The sequence below is a fragment of the Ignavibacteria bacterium genome (assembly GCA_016873775.1).
GTDB lineage: Bacteria > Bacteroidota > Ignavibacteria > UBA10030 > F1-140-MAGs086 > JAGXRH01.
This window is the reverse complement of the sequence record VGWC01000045.1, coordinates 1-18882: the sequence shown is the minus strand read 5'-3', so window position 1 is coordinate 18882 and position 18882 is coordinate 1. Positions and strand designations below refer to the sequence as shown.

Below are 18882 nucleotides of genomic sequence, written 5' to 3'. Positions count from 1 at the left end.
TTTTAATTTCTCCGTAAGAAGAATCAGTAAAGTTCACACGAAGGGGTAACGCCCCAAACGTGGTATCGGCGAAAAACCTTGCAACCGGTTTTACCGAAGGGTCGTACCGAGGGTTGTTAATATCGGGGTCTTCCTTACAGCCGAAAATAAATACAAGAAAAATGATAGTAAATGAAATGAGGTTTTTCATAATTGGCTTCGTAGAATTAGTGGACACATAAAAATAGGTAATAAGTTAATTGTTTCAATTGTCTAATAATGTATTTATCTCTCTGATGAATTCTTCGATACTTTTATTTGTTTCTCCCGAAAGAAAAAAATTGAAATATTCATCGCGTTCGATATATGCAATCATAGAAACACAGTGTCGTTGTTTCTCGTCTAACCACACCTCGTTTTCAAATGTATAGACGGAATTGGGCAAATGAACATTTGAAAATTCGATGAGTTTTTTTTCTATGTTGCTTATATCTTTAATTATTCTTCCTTGATACTCTGTTTTTTCCTCATAAACTTTAAGCACCGCTTGTATGCGCGTAATAATACCACTGGAAAGGTCGCCTAACGCTCCATTTTCTGCAATCGTGCGTGCATCTTCTTTATTTTTACTACATCCAATCGAGTGCCCAATGAAATAACTTCGATGCTCTTTGCTAAAATAATCTAATTTTTTAAACGCAGGCAGAACTCGTTCTTGGTTTTGTTCATTATTCTTGATTACGATATCAGCGGAAGAGCATCCAAGAAATGAAATTATATAAACAATTGAGAATATCATATAATAATGTTTTATCATTGACGTTATTCATCAGAAGTTAATTTTACATCCTTTACCCAAAAAAGGTTAACGGCAGAAACTTCGTTTTCTTTCGTTTCTGAATTTGAAATAAAGTCATATCCTTTATAGTAATTACTATATCCATCTTGAATTTGCTCATTTGTTAGGAACGGTGCTTCTACATCGCATTTTAAGAGAATAAATACATCCTCATTTTTTTCATCCAAATACTCATCACGATGTTTTGACAAATCCGTAAGTTCTTGTAACGTAGGTAATCGAAATCCTGGAGGTTGATTCTCGTCTACATATCGTGGACTTGTTACTTCTGATGGACGATAAAGCCAAATTTTATTATGTTGAGGGTCAATAAGAGTATCTTTAATCATTGACAAAAGTGTGCCTATTGGTGTCCATCGAATTTTATACGCAATGTTCAAAAGGCCGTATGCATCGTCTTCGATGTTAGCAATAGTAAGATATAGAATCTTAAAAGCAATCACTTCTGGGGTATATTTTACTTCCCTACTTGATATTTTTCGAATTTCGGTTTCAGCATTCTCTGAACCTACAGTTAATATAACGGATGTTGAGAGATCGTTTTTTAATTCCTTTTCTGCAGAATAAGTTTCTTCCGCAAGTTTTCTAAAATGGTCTGCTTGTGTTGTAGGAATATTTCCTAATTGAGATTGCTTATTTTTATTTACATATTCAATTTTATTTTTCCAAAAATTCTCGTAGTTCGTTTTGGATGACAAATACTCACTATCAAAAGTGGTTCTTGCTTTCTCGATGTCTTGTGTCCGTAAATTTTCATTGATAATTTCCTTTGACCTATTTTCGAGCATCACCTTCAAAGAATCCTTTATATCTCTAAACCGTCCCAAACTCAATAATGTTTTTTGTTTTTTTTGATCATAATCTTTCTTGTACATAACAATTCTTTCCTCGACTTTTCTATTATTATCAATAACTGATTGATGTTGAGATTGAATAAATTTGATTTCAACTTTTTTCAATTTAAGTTGGGAAAAAAACGTTTCGTCATCCTTCGCTACAGAGACTTCTACACTCTGTTTGTATTTATTTAAGGAGGTTAATTGCTCGTTTTCCATAATTGCTTTTTTAATCGCATATTTTTCAAAAGGGAACACTCCTATCCTAAAAATTTGAGTATGCGTCATTTGGTCATCAATCAATTGAAATTTTTCCAAGTTATCACTAATACGCGTTAATGCCTGTTCTTTTTTTGAAATTATATTGCTAATAATTGAATCTTTGTTTATAATTGTCATTTTTTGCACCTCAACACCTTTTATTTCCTTTATCGCTTTTTCAATCGCTGCATTTTGTAATAAAATTCTTAAAGAATCTATTGGTTCATCTTGTTCTATTTTAACTCTACTAATTATACAGATGCTATAGGAAATTTTGGCTAATCTACTTTCGTACTCATTGTCTAACTTGGTAATTGTCGAAAGAAGGTTATCAATTCGTTTTTCGTATAGTTCAATGTTTTTGCGTATACTGCTTTCGTCTTGTTGTAAGTTACTAATTTTTATTTTTGCTTCTTGAAATGCTTGACGCAATGAATCGAGTTGTTCGGAAGATTCTTTAAATTTTCCCTCCTTCATAAGAAAATCGTCAAGCCATTTGTTATTGAGTGATTTTCTATCGAACTCCCATTGGCGATTAAGTTTTTCAGTTTGATTAAAATCTAGTTTTTTCCTTTTTAATACATGTCTTGATGATTCTGCAACAATTTCTTGGATTAATGAAAGTCTTTCCTTTTTCCCAATATGTTCCAATGAAATCCAGTTCGTCAAGTAATTAACCTCTTGAATTCCTTTAGCAGTATCCTCGGTCGAAAAAGTTGTATCCGTCTCGTTGAACTCTTCACCTTGTTGAAAGGGTAACTCAGATTCACTTTTTCTCGTGAGAGTATCTCTTAGTTCTTTCGTTGGTTTTTGTGGGGATGTCGGTGTGCTTTTCTTTTTCGGTTTTTTACCCTTCTGCGGTGTGGTATTTTTATTATCGTTTTGTTGATATGCACCTATTGAAATACTATCTTGATTTACAAAACCTCTAAAAAACGGTAGACCAATTAAAAGTATTAAACTTATTATCAATGGCTTGATTATTCTTAGTTCCTTCATCTAATTACCTGCTCTATATTTTTGAATTACCCAATAAATCGCCTAACCTTGCATTTACAACTTGAATCTAATATAGAAAACAACGTATGCTCTAAAAAAATGTTTGCTAAATCCATTATACTTGTAAATTTTTTACAAAATGCTCGTTGAATATACTACTCTCTCTTGAAAATGCAAACACATAAAAACATTTTCCTCAAAATATTTTTTCTCTCTATAGTTTCGCCGCAATTTTTTACGACCCAATTGCCGAAGTGGCAGCACCAGCAGACGCGCCGCAACGATTTTGCTTGCACTCGATTACGGATGGCGGGAAAAAGGATTTGAAACATTAGAACGTTTTGAGTCGCGTTGATTTTGGAACTCGATGCCGATACGCGCATTTCCACGCTGCTACTATCTCGGATGTTATTCGTGCGGCGCGATGTGGAATACGAAGACGACGCATATACTACATTGACGCAGATGCGAACGCAATTTTCTAATGATGAACGAACACAACTTGCGGAACAGGTATTGAAAAAGGTGAATGACGAAACAGACTTTTCGGGATACGGAAAACGCAGTATGTTTAATGTAGCGAAGAGAGAATATCCGAAGTAGAATAATCTACATACTCAAAATATTTCAAATGTTTTGCGTTGAAGCAAAATTATCCGAATCCATTCAATCATGTAACCGTTATTTGTTATCAGTTACCCATGAATAGTTTTGTAATACTAAAAGTATATGATTTACTTCGACAAGAAGTAGCAACATTCGTGAACAATGAAAAAGATGCGGGATATAAAGTTGTACGATTTGATGCATCACGATTTACCAGCGGAATCTATTTCTACAAAATACACGTAGGAAATTTTCAGGCAATGAGGAAATTGTTGCTGATGAAGTAAGAAAACGGAACAACAATCCAAGAGAATTCTCAAAGCGATTTCGTCTCCACGGAATCGCTTTTTCTGTTACAGAGAAAAACTCTGCGACATTGAATTAACAAATTTTCTATGAGAGGATGTACGAGGTTCGTCCTTTTGGAAATCGTGCATTGTTTGCTTTGTCAACGGATCAGTACTTTGTATATTTCCCCGCAAATTTTTTTCCCATGGAAATGGGGGCCCTTAGCTCAGTTGGTTAGAGCAGCAGACTCATAATCTGCGGGTCGTAGGTTCAAGTCCTACAGGGCCCACAAAATCAACATCACATTTTAATATTCAAAAATCAAAAGTTTTCAAAACGCAACGGCTTTTGACTTTTTTTTTTTACCGATGGAAACTCTTAAAGATTTTTTTATTTTTCTTACTGACGTAAAAGCGATAATTCAATGGGGCGGTCTCATCGCAATTATTCTAATTGTTTTTGCAGAAACCGGATTACTCGTCGGTTTTTTTCTTCCGGGTGATTCTCTTCTTGTTACTGCTGGTTTATTTGCTGCAAGCGGAATGTTCGATATTTACACGTTGAATATTTCCGTAATTCTTGCGGCGATTATTGGAGATGCCGTTGGATATTACATCGGGAAAAGAAGCGGCGGAGCATTGTATCAAAGAAAAGACTCGCGCTTTTTTAAGAAGGAACATTTACTGAAAACAAAAGAGTTCTACGAAAAGTACGGCGGAATAACCATTGTGCTTGCGCGTTTTATGCCGTTTGCACGCACGTTTGCCCCCGTAGTTGCCGGTGTTGCGGAAATGAAGTACCAAAAATTTTTTTCGTTCAATGTTTGGGGAGGAATTTTTTGGGTGGTGAGTATGACACTTATTGGTTTCTTTCTTGGAAAACTTATTCCCGATATAGACAAGCATATTTTTAAAGTCATTATTGTCGTTGTCTTTCTTTCTCTACTTCCTGGAATTATTAAAATTGTGCAGATACAATGGAAAAAACGAAACGACAAATAACAAAGACAAGAACGTTGTAAAAACTTCTCCATAATTTTTTTCTGAAAAAAAGAGTAGTTATAACAAGAGTTGGGAAAAATAATAAGATTTCAAAAAAAAATTGCATTGTTCCATTGAACTTAGAAGGGCTTCATTCCGATTTTGATATATTTAAAAACCTCCAAGACTTGCATTGAGTCCAAGAAGAATCCGAGGAAAAACTTGACGTGTCTCCTCTCCTGCAAACTTTGAAGGTTTTTAATTGTATATCGGCAATGTTTTTATTTCAGCATCATCAGTCGTTTCGTTGCAGTAAATAATTTTTTTGTATCATCGCTAACTTTTACCCGAAGCAAATACACGCCGCTCGCAACATTTTCTCCATTATCGTTTTTTCCTTCCCAAGTAATTTCGTGAGAACCTGCGGAAAGGCTTTCATACGAAAATGATGTAACGTTCTCTCCTAAAATATTAAAGATGGAAATTTCCACATCAGCAAGTTGCGGAATGTTCAAACGAAACGAGGTAGTAGGATTGAACGGGTTCGGATAATTGTTGCTGAGGGAAAATGTTTTCGGGATGGAATGTTCGATACGTACAAGTTGGGGAGCATCAAGTCCGCCGGAAAGCAATGTTACATTTCCGATTTTTCCCCCGATGATAATTTCGTTACTGTTGTTTCCATCCAAATCGGGAGCAACGGCAATTTCCCGCGATTGAGCCGTTGTTGTTGCTGGAAAGAGTGCAAGTTGTTGTCCATTATCACCGCGTAAAAAATATGTGCCAACATTTTGAACTGCAAATACTGCTTCATCAATGCCGTCGCCGTTCAAGTCGGAAATGCTTGCACACCCCATCGTATTTTCCGATGGAAAATTGTGCCAAACAATATTTCCGTTTGCGCCGTTGATACACATTGCGCCGCCAGTTAACAATGCAGCGAGAATTTCGTCAACGCCGTCATTGGTAACGTCTTTTAATCTCACAAGTTGCATTACCCCATCGCCATTTGTTGCACGAGACCACATTTGTGTTCCCGTAACTCCATCGAGGCGAAATATCGGTCCCCAGAATGCCCCAAGAATAACATCAGGAGTTTGTCCTGCAACGGGAAATTCGAGAACCTCTTTTGCGCTTCCAGTTGCAGAAGGAGAAAATGACCATTTCATAACACCGTTGGCGCCGCTGAAACAAAATGCTTTGTATGTCGGTTCGCCAACAGTTCCAACAACATCGGGAATAGCGTCATTATCAATATCGCCGATGGAAATAATTCCGTGAGTAAATCCTTCCAGCGGTGCAGTCCATAGCATTTCGCCCGTTTGTCCGTTGAAAAGATATGCGCTTCTTCTTCCGCCAACTCCACCAACATCCGTTGCGCTTGCAGCAGCAGCAACGTCGGGAATGCCATCACCGGTGAAATCGCGTTTTGCATCAACCCCTGTAAAGTCTCCCATCGAAAAACTATCGGGATGGTCTGTTCCATACGTCCAAATTATTCTTCCGTTTCTGCCATCAATTGCATATACGTGTTCATTTCCGCCCCCAGTTCCAATGACGACATCTTGAAAGCCGTCGCCGTTCAAGTCGGAAGCAACTTCGAGTGCTTTTTGATGAGAATAATCACCTGCAGTTCCAATCGAACCCGCGCTTGCATTATGAATGTATGTTGTAAATGCCCAGAGGGAATCGGTTTCTCCGCTTGCATTTCCATTCAGCGCCATTGTCCAGTAATTTTCGGTTGAAACAATGATTTCCGGTTTTCCATCGCCGGAAATATCATTGATTGTGCGCACTGCTTTCACAAGTCGAAACGTGTTGGAAATTGGATGGTCAACAACCGTATGCGACCAAAACGGAACTGCGATTGCAAGACTTTGCGGTTCACTCATTCCCGAAAGTGTAATATCTGCTTCAGGTGCGTTTGTAGAATTGTTATATATTCGTAACGTTGCTGAGTGTTGTCCAACATTCGTCGGATAATAAAATACACGCATAGTAACAGAAGAGAGTGGAGGAACGGTAAATGGAAACACAACATTGTGGAAATAAAATCCTCCGGTCAAACTTATCATCGCTGCGCTATCAACAATCAGTTCGTCGTTTGCCGCGTTTTGAATTTTTAAATTCCATTTGGTTGAACTGTTTATTCTTCTTACGCCGTAACTGAACGAATCTGGAACATTAATAAAACCAAATGCAGAAATTCCCTTTCCAAAAATTTTGATTGTTTTTATTCCGCGAACGATATCATTACTGAGCAAACGAAAATATGCGCTGTCTCGGTCGAATGATTGTGGCGTAAAGGTAAGTGTAAAATTGATGCTGTTACCGGGAGCAATAGTTTGCGGTGTTTGTATGTTGGTAGAAAAACTGGTTGAAAATAATTGTTGAATACTGTCGAGAACAAGATTTCCCAATCCGAGGTTTTGAATTGTTCCGTTTGCTTGACCTGATGTTCCGATTGCAACATTTCCCACATCAAAAACATTCACTGGTAAATGAATTGCAGGAGTTCCGCTTCCGCTTAAATCGTATTGATACAATGCTTGTCGTGTCGGATATACAAGGGATTTTGCAACAAGCCAAAGAAATCTTCCGGAAATTGTTATGCCACGAGGATTGACATCCCCCAACGGATTATTATCGGGCATTTGAATTGTTCGTATGGTATCTCCGTTTGTTGGATTGACAACATATATGAGATTGAGATTCGGTTCGGTGCTGAATCTGTCCATTGCGTAGTAAATGGAATTTCCATCGAACGCAAGTCCTGTTGGTTGCGCGCCGATTGTCGAAAAACTATCAACAATTGTTTTTGTACTCCAGTTGATTTTATACAACATTCCATTTGAAGGATAATAATCGGAAATCCAAATATGAGTTCCATCCCACGTAATTCCTCCAATATATTTAGAAGAAAAACGAAGTGAATCTATCACTGTTCCCGTTTTTGTAATCTTGATGACGGAACATGTTGCAGTGTATCTACGAATGTAGAAAAAATTGGTGCCATCAAACGCAAGCCCTTGACTTGAACCGAGAGTCGTTGCAGTGCTATCAACAATATTCCCGTTCATATCGAGCGTATAAATAGAACCGTAATTGGTAATACTTGTTGTACTTGTGCTGCTGGAAATGAAAAGATGATTTGAATCATTCGCAATGCCATACGCCTGATTCCAATACGTTGAGTTCGGAAGTTGATAGACATTCACAATAGTTTGCGAAGAAATTTGTTGCGCAAAGAACAAAGAAACAATGAAGAGCGAGGAGATTGAAAATATTTGAGTCATAACGATGTTCAGAAAATTAAAAATGAAGACAACTGTATAAAACATACTTATTTTTAATGGAGAGAAAAAGAGAAAATTTCAGAAAAACAAGTTCAATAATTTCATTTGTCTTTCCTATATTCACTGCGGTTTTTTTCAACGCCGCAAATTTTTTTTCAACATTTAAAGGAAATAATTTTTTTTATGAACTATTCAGAAATTCAATCAATCATCGGCGCCGATGCAGAAACACTACTTGCGTATCAATGCAAAACTATTTCCAAAGATTTACTACAACTTCCCGGCGGTGATTTTATTGACCGCGTGTGGAAAGATTCCGACAGAAATCCCAACGTATTGCGAAATATGAATTGCATGTTTCATTCGGGAAGACTTGCAGGAACGGGATATCTATCTATTCTTCCTGTTGACCAAGGAATTGAACACAGTGCCGGAGCATCCTTCGCCGCAAATCCGATTTATTTTGACGGAGAAAATATCGTGAAACTTGCTATAGAAGGCGGCTGTAATGCAGTTGCTTCTACTCTTGGCGTATTGGGTTCTGTTGCACGAAAGTATGCACACAAAATTCCGTTTCTCTTAAAATTCAATCATAATGAATTTCTTTCGTATCCGAATTCGTACGACCAGATTAAGTTTGGCAGTATCAAACAGGCATTTGATATGGGTTGTATTGCAGTCGGCGCAACAATTTATTTTGGTTCTCCCGAATCGAAACGACAAATCATCGAAGTAGCGCAAGCGTTTCAACTTGCGCACGAACTTGGAATGGTAACAGTGCTGTGGTGTTATTTGCGCAATCCAGCATTCAAGCAAGATAAAGATTATCACGTCTCCGCAGATTTAACGGGACAGGCGAATCATCTTGGCGTAACGATTGAAGCGGATATTGTCAAACAAAAACTTCCGGAAAATAACGGCGGTTTCAACATGCTGAATACAAAAGAAAATCCGTACGGAAAAACTGATAAGCGAATGTATGAACAATTGTCTTCCGAACATCCAATTGATTTATGCAGATACCAAGTTGCAAACGGTTATATGGGACGTTGCGGATTGATAAACTCCGGCGGTCCTTCCGGTAAAAATGATATTGCGGAAGCGGTGAAAACTGCTGTTATCAATAAACGCGCAGGAGGAATGGGGTTGATTTCCGGAAGAAAAGCATTTCAAAAACAGATGAGCGAAGGAGTAAAGATTTTGAATGCAATTCAGGATGTGTACTTGTGTAAAGAAGTTACGGTAGCGTAAGAAATTTCAACGAACAGAATCTCATTATCACATCAATTCCAAATGACGAATTTCAAACTATTGGTTTGTCGTTTGGAATTTGATTTTTGTTTGACGGTGGAAATTTTTTTATGAAGCGAAAAACGAATTTTTGACTATATACACGTACAATGGTTGAATGAAAACAATTTTACTCCTTACTATATCCAATGTATTTATGACGTTTGCATGGTACGGTCACTTGAAATATAAAGACGTAACGTTGTGGAAAGTAATTTTCATCAGTTGGTTCATAGCATTTGTCGAGTATTGTTTTATGGTTCCTGCAAACAGAATCGGCAGCGAAGAATTTTCGACGGCGCAACTCAAAACCATTCAGGAAGTTATTACGCTCGTTGTGTTTTCATTTTTTTCCGTGTACTATTTAAAAGAAGAATTGAAATGGAATTACGTTGTTGGATTTCTGTTGATGATTACCGCGGTTTTTTTTGTTTTTAAGAAATGGTGAATATTTCTAACAGCATTTTGTTTGTAGTACTTATCGGTCTTTTGCTAATGTGTTCTTGCAACGATAAGAGAAAGAATTCATTCGAAACGTCGGCGCAAACTGATAAATTTTCCGGTAACACGATTGATGTTCAAAAACACGGAGTTCCGAAATTTATCAACGTCAATTACTGTGAACTGGAAAAAGTACATCGCATTTCTAAGTTTCGTTCAAGTTTTGGACACGATTACTCCGATGATTTTGAAGATTGCCGCAGCATGAAACATTATTACGAGTTTCACGATTCAGTGAATTGGTCGAACGTAAAAATATTTTCTCCTCTTGACGGAAGAATTACTCGTATATATAATGAATGGGCTGGAACAAAATTACAAATCCAATCAAAAAAACACCCTGCAATTTCTATAGAAATTTTTCATATTGATACGATTCACACATTATATATTGGCGATACTGTGAAAGCGGGAGAATTATTGGGAACGCATTTTGGAAGTCAAACAGATTCTGATATTGCTGTTGGCGTTCAAACACCAATCGGATGGAAACTTGTTTCATATTTTTCTATTATGAGCGATTTACTTTTTTTGAACTTTCAAGCGCGCGGAATTTCTCACAGAGATTCAATGCTCATTTCCAAACAACAACGCGATGCCGATTCCCTGAAATGCAACGGTGAGCAATTTCAAAACAGGGGCGCTCTTAGTCAATGGATGTTGTTAAATTAAACAATTGAATTCTACAATTTTTTTTTAAAATACCATACGAATTTATGTTCAAAAAACTATTCCTTACAATCATTGCAATATTTCTTCTTCTTCAGTTCTTTCGTACAGAAAGAACAAATCCACAGCGCACAGGTAACGAAATGAACATTCCTGAATATGTACAGCCGATACTTGCTCGCGCATGTTTCGATTGTCATTCCCACGATACGAAATGGCCATGGTACAGCAACATTATGCCGGTGACATATTTATTGACAAATCATGTGAACGAGGGAAGAAAACATTTGAATTTTTCCGAATGGGGAACGTATTCGCAAAATAAAAAAGAAGATAAGTTGCTGGAAATTTGTGAAGAGATAGAGGAAAAGAAAATGCCGCTTGAACAATATCTTATGTTGCACAGCGAAGCAACATTATCTCAGGAAGATATAAAAACAATATGCGATTGGGCTGATGGTGTTCGGAATGAACTTCAATCTTCTTCGAAAACAGGAGAAAACGATGAAGAATAGTTTTTGAATTGCATAATAAAAGTTGTTTCATTGAACTGTATGTACAATTTTTGTTTGGCGGGTCCATTCAATCCATCCAATAACGGCGAGAAGAAGATAGACGATGTAAAGTAGCATTGTGAAATGCAAATCTTTAACATAGTACATCCACACGCTGATGCAGTTCACCAATATCCATACGAACCAATTCCCGATGTATTTTCGCGCAGACATCCATTGTCCTGCAAGACTCAAAGAAGTTTGAAACGAATCCCAATAGGGAAGAGCCGCATCGGTTTTTTTGTGCAATATCCATCCGAGCGAAAATGTTGTGAACAGAACAATAACTGAAAGAACGATGTTTATTTTCCACGATGACGAAGAAACTTTTAACGCCGTTTTTTGTTTGCCTCCATATAGCCATTGGCACCATCCATAGAACTGCAAAATGATAAAAGCCACTTGTAATCCCATGTCCGCATATAATTGAACGTTGTAAAAAATAAATACATACAATGCAACAGAAATGATTCCCAACGGAAAACACATAACGTTTTGTCTGATGACCAAATAGACCGATGCCAATCCAAGAACAACAGCGACAAGTTCAGAAATATTCATCGAAAAATATATTCGGTAGGGAACGAAATGAAATTTTTTTATACTACGCCGTTGTATGAAAACGATAAAGCAACAATGTTCCTTTTTTCAATGAAAGCGATACGCTGGAGTTTACTGCTTCGTTACTAATTCCATCCCGGATTCCAAGTTCCAACACTCCGTTTTTTAATGCGTACTTGAGATTTTTTGTAGTAACTCCTTCGCAACGGTCAAGAGGAATGAGAGAAATTTTTTCATTCATTTTTGCAGCGAATGTAATTTTTTTTCTGATACAAGAAAGAATTCCAACAGTATCAACTATGTGCATTTCTATAAAATGACTAAAACGTTTAAAACATCCTAACGCTCCTGTCGAGTGGTCAATTCTTGTTCCGGTTGCACCAAGAAGTACAACAGAAGAATTTTTTTTTTCTATGCAATAGCAGATAGCTTTTTCCAAATCCGTACTGTTTTGATTTTCGATAGAGAGTTGCGGAACATTCCTGAAAAATTTTTTCGTCGAAGAAGTTATCGAATCGAAATCGCCGATGATAATATCGGGAGTAATGTTATGTTTTCGTGCCGCGTTTGCTCCGCCGTCGGCGCAAATAATAATATGAGCAGATGAAACGAATTTCTTCAGAATATTTTTTGAGGGTAGAATTCCGTTTGCAATGATGAGCGCTTTTTTCTTTTTCACGGATTGCACGAAATAACTATAAATTGATGGAAATTCCTATGAGATAGTTTCTCTCAGCCGCGGGAAAAAATGCGTTGCCTTCGCCGTTCATAAAATACAAACGATTGAAAAGATTTCGTACTTCCGCTCGCAGCGTTATTGTTCCGCGGCTCAAGGGAAACGAGTATTGTGTTTCAAGATTGCAAACGGTGTATTCGTCGTTTTTATTTTTTTCGTTTTTGAAATTGTCCGTGTAATAACTCCCAACGTATTTCGTGAGCAGCGATGCGGTCAATTGTTCAATGGAATACGTCAAACGAACGTTGCCAAGAACATCGGGAAAACCTGCAATCGGATTTCCGTCGAGTTTATCTTCGACTCTATTTTCATCCGTTGAGTTTTCATAAGTTGAATAACGGACAAGGCGATTCTTCGACAACGTAAAATTTCCCGCGAGCGAAAGTTGCTCGGTGAAACGATGGGAAAAATCATACTCCATCCCGAGATGCCGCGTGCGTTCTGCATTGCCCGTTACCGGTTGTCCGAAAATATCGAGTTGCCCGCTTTTCACGAGTTCATCGAAAAATTCCATCCAATAAAAGTTCACTTTGAAATACGACGCAGTCGTTCTGTATTGCAATCCGTATTCAAAATTGAGAAGATGTTCCGGTTGGGCAAGTGGTTTATCAAAATCGTACTGAACAGTTCCGCTGTTCATACTTTGCGCGTGAAATTGCGGCGTTGCTCCGAAATAAGAATCTTCCGCCGCATATAAATTTCGTAATCGCGGCTCGCGCGAGGTATAGGAAACAGACGCATACACGTTGGAAACATCGCTCGTAGTGTAATTGATGCCAAGGCGAGGGTTCACAAAAAAATACGGAACGGAAATTTCGTTGCGTAAATATTTTTCATTCGTAATGCGATAACGATTGAACACGAACTGCACATCGCCCATCAGCGTTGTTTTCTCATCCACGCGATAGAGTTCGTGGGCATAAAGCGAGAAAATGTCTTTCCCCCCGTTGTATTCGTAAAAGCGATAATCGAAATGAAAGTTGTTCGGAACGTTGTCCGCAGATTTTATTTTTCCCCAATGCAGCGAGCGATGGAAACGAAGTTCTGCGCCGGCAATAAGTGTTCCGTTCTCGTGCTCGATTTCCAAACGAGGAAGCGCGCCGATTTGTTTATTGCCGACAAAAGCGCGAATGAGCGTATTGGTTGGATTTTGCGTTGCGGGAATGCCGTAATTGTACCCAATGCGCAGCTTCGAAGTATCCGCCCAACTTCCGTCGTAATCGAAGAACCCATCGCCTTGCACGTAAAAGAACGTGTTGCTGAATTTTGTTGTCGAAGAAATTTTCCATTCGTTCAAGAGTTCAAAATGCGGCTGATGAAAATTTTCGATTTCTTCTTTTCTACGGTCTATTGAAAATGTGAGTTGATTGTTTACACTTTCCCAACGCGTTAAATTTTTTCTTCGAAGTTTTTTATCCGAGTTTAAAAATTTCGGAATGCCGTAGTATGCGAGTCCATCCTCAATCGGTCCTCCGTAACAATGAATACGCGTCGTCATATTTTCATCGAATTTTGCAATAGCAAAGAAATAGGAATTCAACGATGCGTACGAATTTTCGCGATACCCATCGCTTGTTATCCGAGAAAGTTTTCCGTAGAAAAGATAGGTGTTGTCAATTATTCCCGAGTTGTAGGATACCGAATATTTTTGTGCATTGAGTTTGGTTTTATGTTCCCCGCCAAACTCTTGTAATGCAATAGATGATTCGACAATAAATTTTTGATTTGGAGTGAATGGCGTTGTGGTAATATTGACAGAACCGCCGATTGCAGGAGGACCATAAAACGCACTTCCTGCGCCACGTTGCACTTGAATATTTTCCGTACTTGCAAGTAAATCAGGAAAATCAATCCAATACACGTTATGGTCTTCGGGGTCGTTTTGTGGAACACCGTTTATCATTATCGAAAGTCGCCGCTGGTCAAATCCACGAAGCGTAAGATAATTGTAGCCGATGCCGTTGCCGTTTTCTGAATACGTCGTAATGGACGGAAGTTCTGAAAGTAATGTTGGAACGTCGAGTTGAGAATGGCGAAGTTGAATTTCGTTGCGGGAAATATTAGAAAACGTTGCAGGTGTTTCTCGTTCGGTTGCTGTTGTTGGAGTTACAAGAACCGAAGGAAGCACGTATGTTGTATCGCTTTGTACGTACTCTTGTTGGGCAAAAATATTTTGCCAAAAAATTTCAAGAAATAAAAAAAATAAAAAACAATGCTTCATAACAATATTCAAACCAGTTGAAATAAAGAAATTTAAAAAATAAAACCGTTTTCCCAATTGTGTGTAAAGAGAAAACGGTATATATGAAAGGAGCATTCACCGTTTCCCTACGCTAGTATTATCCAGATCAGGTTATTGGGGTGTGTTCTCAGTTCCGATAACATCGGAACACCCCCAACGGGCGTCAAAATATACGAGAAGTTCGTGGAGATTTACAACGTGGTGAAAAAATTTTTCCGTTGCACGTTCTATAAAATTTTTTTCAATGCATCTTCAGCGGCGTTTTGTTCTGCATCTTTCTTGCTTTTTCCAATGCCATTTCCTTGTACAGTATTGTTGATTGTTACTTCGACACCAAAAGTTCTGTTGTGGTTCGGACCTTCTTCCGTAATTACGTTGTATGTTGGAATGCCCCAATTTTTTCCTTGTGATAATTCAAGAAGTTGGCTTTTAAAATTTTCATCCGTTGTTTCCAGCGTTCCTTGTGATAGTGCTGTATGAAGTTGAGAAAGAACAAATTTTTTTGCGCAATCGTATCCGCCGTCGAGATAAATTGCTGCAATAATTGCTTCGAAACCGTCGGCGATGATAGTTTCATTCCCTTTTTTAGAAGTAATCGGAAGCGAAGGGTTTACTTCTATCAATTCATTAAGTCGAATTTGTTTCGCGAGAACGGTAAGCGCTTTTTTATTGACAAGACATGCGCGTAATTTCGTCAACTTGCCTTCTTCCCAATCCGGATGTTGTTGGTACACATATTCCGCGACGATGAAATTTAAAATGGAATCACCGAGGAATTCCAATCGTTCGTTGGAATGTGTCATTTGCGAAGGAGTGAGAAGTTGCAGAGAAGAGCGATGTCGTAACGCTTCGCAGAATATGTGTGGTTGAGTAATAGAATATCCAATTCTCTTCGACAATAAATTTATTGTTGGAGAAACAGGAGTCGTATGTTGTTGGAAGACACGGAAAATTTTTTTGAACAGCACAAGTCCTTCGTTTCTATTCTAATCGTATCGCTTGTGTTTTACTTTCAAAGGATTTCGGAAAGCGTAAAACTTATTGTTCCCGATATTTTTCGAAACAAAGCGTTGCATTGTGTCCGCCGAATCCAAATGCATTACTAAGAGCGGCATTCACTATTTTTTTCTGCATCTGATTGGGAACATAATTTAAGTCGCAATCGGGATCAGGGAATTCATAATTGATTGTTGGCGGAACAACATCGTTTTTTACTGCAAGCACCGTTGCTATTGCTTCCATCGCTCCTGCGGCTCCAAGTAGATGTCCCGTCATTGATTTTGTTGAACTTACAAGTAACTGATATGCATAATCGCCAAACACTTGTTTCATTGCTTGCGTTTCTGTTTTGTCATTGAAAGGAGTAGATGTTCCGTGAGCATTGATATAATCAATGTCTGTCGGTTCAAGTCCAGCGTTTTCGATGCAACGTTTCATGGAACGCACTGCACCTTCTCCGTTGGGTGCAGGTTGTGTAATATGAAATGCATCACCGGTAAATCCTATTCCGGAAAGTTCGCAATAAATTTTTGCTCCGCGATTGAGCGCATGCCGAAGTTCTTCAATAATTAAAACACTTCCGCCTTCACCGATGACAAAGCCATCGCGTTCTTTATCGAAAGGACGACTTGCATGTTGCGGGTCATCATTACGAGTGGACATTGCTTTCATTGCAGTAAATCCACCAACTCCCATCTCTGTAATAGACGCTTCGGAACCGCCAACAATCATTACATCTGCATCACCGCGTTCAATAAGCATCATTCCATTACCAATTGCGTGCGCCGATGTTGCACATGCGGAAGTTGTCGCGTAGTTTGGTCCTTTAACCTGATAGCGAATGGAAATATATCCTGCGGCGATATCGGAAATAATCATTGGGACAAAAAATGGACTTATTCTATCGGGACGTTTGAGTTCGAACACCGTTTGTGTCTGCTTAAAATACGTACCCATTCCTCCAATTCCAGAACCAAATATTACGCCGATTCTGTCTCTGTCGAATTGTTCAAAATTTATTTCAGCGTCGCGAACCGCAAGTTCTGCCGCTGCCATCGCAAATTGTGTGAACAAATCCATTCGTTGAATGGATTTGCGGTCAATAAATTGTAACGGATCAAAGTTGGTTATTTCTGCGGCAATGCGAGTATCATACGCACTTGCATCGAAACGTGAGATGGGACCGAAACCGTTTTTTCCAGAAAGTAATCCGTTCCAAAATGGTTCGACGCCAATGCCGATGGATGTTACGGGACCTAAACCTGTAACGACAACTCGGCGTTCACGTTTACGTTTTCTGTCGAGAGCCATAAATTTTCTTTTTAAAAAATGTGAATAAACCGTTTCGCAAAGAGAAGAATAATAACTCTATATCTGTCGTGCTTAATGGAGTTTGGATTTTAAGTAATCAATCGCACTTCCAACAGTAGAAATTTTTTCTGCGTCTTCATCGGGAATAGAAAGTTTGAATTCTTTTTCAAATTCCATTACGAGTTCGACAGTGTCGAGCGAATCCGCCCCTAAATCATTCGTAAATGATGCTGCTGCAGTTACCTGACCGGCATCAACGCCGAGTTTATTCATTACGATTTCTTTTACTTTTGCTTCGATATCCATTGTGTTTATTATTGTTTAGTGATTAAATATGTGGTTAGAAAATATTTTATTAGAAAAATTATTATTGATTTCTGAAGAGAGATTACATCACCATTCCGCCATCAACGCAAATGGTTTGTCCGGTTATATAATCCGCATGTGCAGAAGCGAGAAAACAAACAACGCTCGCAATCTCTTCCGGTTTTGCTATGCGTTTCGCAGGAATTTTTTCGAGAATTACTTTTCGTTGTTCTTCATTCAATGCGCCGGTCATTTCCGTTTCAATAAATCCCGGCGCGATTGCATTCACTTGAATACTACGCGATGCAAGTTCTTTCGCAATGGATTTTGTGAAACCGATAATTCCTGCTTTCGATGCGGCGTAATTCGATTGTCCGGCATTTCCTGTAACGCCAACAACGCTCGTGATGTTGATAATTTTTCCCGCGCGTTGACTCATCATTTGTTTCGATGCGGATTGCGTGAAATTGAAAACGCCTTTCAAATTCGTATCAATCACGTCGTCAAAATCTTCTTCTTTCATTCGCATCAGCAAACCATCTTTTGTAATTCCTGCTGAGTTGACAAGAATATCAAGTCGTTTAAATTGCGCAACAACCGCATCAACAACTGATTTTGTTTCCGAAGAACTTGCTACGTTTGCTTGAAAACGTTTTGCTTCTCTTCCGAGAGAAATAATTTGCTGTTCAACTTCTTTCGCTTGCGATTCTGCGCTTCGGTACGTGAACGCAACATTGCATCCTTCACTTGCTAATGCGAGTGCGATTGCTTTTCCGATTCCGCGAGAGCCGCCGGTAACAAGCGCGACTTTTCCGCTGAGATTAAAGTTCATTGTGTTTTGTTGCTAATACATTCTCGTGATGTTTTCCGAGAATAAAATTCATTTCGAGTTCACATGCTTGCGCACAACTTGTATTGAAATCATTTCTCGCCGTGCAGCAAAGTCGTTCTCCGTCAAGCATATCGTCCCATTCAATTTTTTTATTTATCACTACGATTGGAAATGTGATGCAATAATATGGTTTCAATTCCCATGGATGTTTTCCTTCTGTAATTGATGTTTGTTGCAATGTGCATTTTCCGTTCTTGTTTAAGAAAACACATTTATCGTTATACACTTCTGTTCCTATACATTTACCGGAAGGAAAATCGGAATCGGAAATAAATTCTTTTTCAAACCAAAGCGAAACATTGGTTGGTTGTGTTTCGTCAAAATATTTTTTTATCGAATCAGCGTTTGCAAGAATTTTTTTGTGTTCTTCTTCATCTACATATACGCCATACGAACAACATTTTCCATCGCATTGAAGCGGTGAATCAACATTTTTATATCCGTGTGAATGTAAAAACGGGTCAATCTGCAATTCATTTTCTGTGTAATTGAAACGGCTCATTTCTTTCCGTTCACCCTCACAACATCTTCGATTTTATCAACGCCATCAACGTTGACATTTCCATTGGTTCGTTTTACTAATCCTTGCAAAACTTTTCCCGGACCGATTTCGAGAAATTCATTCGCTCCGTCTTGTATCATTGCATTCACCGATTCTTCCCAACGAACGGGAGAAATAATCTGTTGTTCAAGAAGCAAACGAATTTCATTTCTGTT

Annotated in this window: 19 protein-coding genes, 1 tRNA gene and 1 riboswitch; of the genes, 8 read left to right on the top strand and 12 right to left on the bottom strand. The window is 38.4% G+C overall.

Annotation, left to right across the window (positions count from 1 at the left end):
- The 3 genes from FJ218_07425 to FJ218_07415 all read right to left on the bottom strand — a co-directional run.
- On the bottom strand, positions 1–190 hold a 190-nt coding region (locus tag FJ218_07425), incomplete at its 3' end, for a hypothetical protein (GenBank protein ID MBM4166727.1).
- Between the two features lie 54 nt (positions 191–244).
- Entirely contained in the window at positions 245–778 is a 534-nt protein-coding gene (locus FJ218_07420; GenBank protein ID MBM4166726.1) for a hypothetical protein, read from the bottom strand.
- 23 nt (positions 779–801) lie between these two features.
- A complete protein-coding gene (locus tag FJ218_07415) occupies positions 802–2934 on the bottom strand; it encodes a hypothetical protein (GenBank protein ID MBM4166725.1) in 2133 nt (710 codons plus the stop codon).
- Positions 2935–3285: 351 nt separating this feature from the next.
- Between FJ218_07415 and FJ218_07410 the strand changes: the two genes are divergently transcribed.
- The 4 genes from FJ218_07410 to FJ218_07395 all read left to right on the top strand — a co-directional run bounded on the left by FJ218_07410 (position 3286) and on the right by FJ218_07395 (position 4829).
- Positions 3286–3537 carry a hypothetical protein gene (locus FJ218_07410; protein ID MBM4166724.1) on the top strand — a complete coding sequence of 84 codons (252 nt, stop codon included), beginning with the start codon at positions 3286–3288 and terminating at the stop codon, positions 3535–3537.
- A 38-nt stretch (positions 3538–3575) separates the two neighbouring features.
- Positions 3576–3827: a T9SS type A sorting domain-containing protein gene (locus FJ218_07405; GenBank protein MBM4166723.1), complete on the top strand. Its 252-nt coding sequence runs from the start codon at positions 3576–3578 to the stop codon at positions 3825–3827.
- A 216-nt stretch (positions 3828–4043) separates the two neighbouring features.
- Positions 4044–4120, top strand: a tRNA-Met gene (locus tag FJ218_07400).
- 76 nt (positions 4121–4196) lie between these two features.
- Positions 4197–4829, top strand: a complete 633-nt coding sequence (locus FJ218_07395; protein ID MBM4166722.1) for a DedA family protein — start codon at positions 4197–4199, stop codon at positions 4827–4829.
- A gap of 260 nt (positions 4830–5089) precedes the next feature.
- On the opposite strand, the gene FJ218_07390 is transcribed toward FJ218_07395, so the two are convergent.
- Entirely contained in the window at positions 5090–8149 is a 3060-nt protein-coding gene (locus FJ218_07390) for a choice-of-anchor D domain-containing protein (GenBank protein MBM4166721.1), read from the bottom strand.
- Positions 8150–8287: 138 nt separating this feature from the next.
- Here FJ218_07390 and FJ218_07385 point away from each other — a divergent pair, with 138 nt between their 5' ends.
- From FJ218_07385 to FJ218_07370, 4 genes are all read left to right on the top strand, one after another.
- Positions 8288–9355 (top strand): class I fructose-bisphosphate aldolase, encoded by a 1068-nt coding sequence (locus FJ218_07385; protein ID MBM4166720.1) that lies wholly within the window; start codon positions 8288–8290, stop codon positions 9353–9355.
- 157 nt (positions 9356–9512) lie between these two features.
- Positions 9513–9842 carry a DMT family protein gene (locus FJ218_07380; GenBank protein MBM4166719.1) on the top strand — a complete coding sequence of 110 codons (330 nt, stop codon included), beginning with the start codon at positions 9513–9515 and terminating at the stop codon, positions 9840–9842.
- Positions 9836–10567, top strand: coding sequence for a hypothetical protein (locus FJ218_07375; GenBank protein ID MBM4166718.1), 732 nt, complete (start codon positions 9836–9838; stop codon positions 10565–10567). Before FJ218_07380 ends, FJ218_07375 begins: the two co-directional genes overlap by 7 nt.
- A gap of 44 nt (positions 10568–10611) precedes the next feature.
- Positions 10612–11079, top strand: coding sequence for a hypothetical protein (locus FJ218_07370; protein ID MBM4166717.1), 468 nt, complete (start codon positions 10612–10614; stop codon positions 11077–11079).
- 27 nt (positions 11080–11106) lie between these two features.
- Here FJ218_07370 and FJ218_07365 read toward each other — a convergent pair whose 3' ends face one another.
- The 8 genes from FJ218_07365 to FJ218_07330 form a co-directional block, all read right to left on the bottom strand.
- Positions 11107–11679: a nicotinamide mononucleotide transporter gene (locus FJ218_07365; GenBank protein ID MBM4166716.1), complete on the bottom strand. Its 573-nt coding sequence runs from the start codon at positions 11677–11679 to the stop codon at positions 11107–11109.
- A 43-nt stretch (positions 11680–11722) separates the two neighbouring features.
- Positions 11723–12382, bottom strand: a complete 660-nt coding sequence (locus FJ218_07360) for a thiamine diphosphokinase (GenBank protein MBM4166715.1) — start codon at positions 12380–12382, stop codon at positions 11723–11725.
- Positions 12375–14732 carry a TonB-dependent receptor gene (locus tag FJ218_07355; protein ID MBM4166714.1) on the bottom strand — a complete coding sequence of 786 codons (2358 nt, stop codon included), beginning with the start codon at positions 14730–14732 and terminating at the stop codon, positions 12375–12377. The genes FJ218_07360 and FJ218_07355 overlap by 8 nt, the downstream gene beginning before the upstream one ends.
- Positions 14724–14822, bottom strand: a riboswitch (TPP riboswitch). It overlaps the preceding gene by 9 nt.
- A 62-nt stretch (positions 14823–14884) precedes the next feature.
- Positions 14885–15625: a ribonuclease III gene (gene rnc / locus FJ218_07350; GenBank protein MBM4166713.1), complete on the bottom strand. Its 741-nt coding sequence runs from the start codon at positions 15623–15625 to the stop codon at positions 14885–14887.
- A 70-nt stretch (positions 15626–15695) separates the two neighbouring features.
- On the bottom strand, positions 15696–16967 hold the full coding sequence (gene fabF / locus FJ218_07345) for a beta-ketoacyl-ACP synthase II (GenBank protein ID MBM4166712.1): 1272 nt from the start codon (positions 16965–16967) through the stop codon (positions 15696–15698).
- A gap of 72 nt (positions 16968–17039) precedes the next feature.
- Positions 17040–17273, bottom strand: a complete 234-nt coding sequence (locus FJ218_07340; protein MBM4166711.1) for an acyl carrier protein — start codon at positions 17271–17273, stop codon at positions 17040–17042.
- Between the two features lie 82 nt (positions 17274–17355).
- Positions 17356–18105, bottom strand: a complete 750-nt coding sequence (gene fabG / locus FJ218_07335) for a 3-oxoacyl-[acyl-carrier-protein] reductase (protein ID MBM4166710.1) — start codon at positions 18103–18105, stop codon at positions 17356–17358.
- The gene (locus tag FJ218_07330; GenBank protein ID MBM4166709.1) at positions 18095–18667 is read right to left on the bottom strand and encodes a DUF3109 family protein; all 573 of its coding nucleotides are present in this window, start codon (positions 18665–18667) and stop codon (positions 18095–18097) included. The genes fabG and FJ218_07330 overlap by 11 nt, the downstream gene beginning before the upstream one ends.
- Positions 18668–18882: the final 215 nt, after the last annotated feature.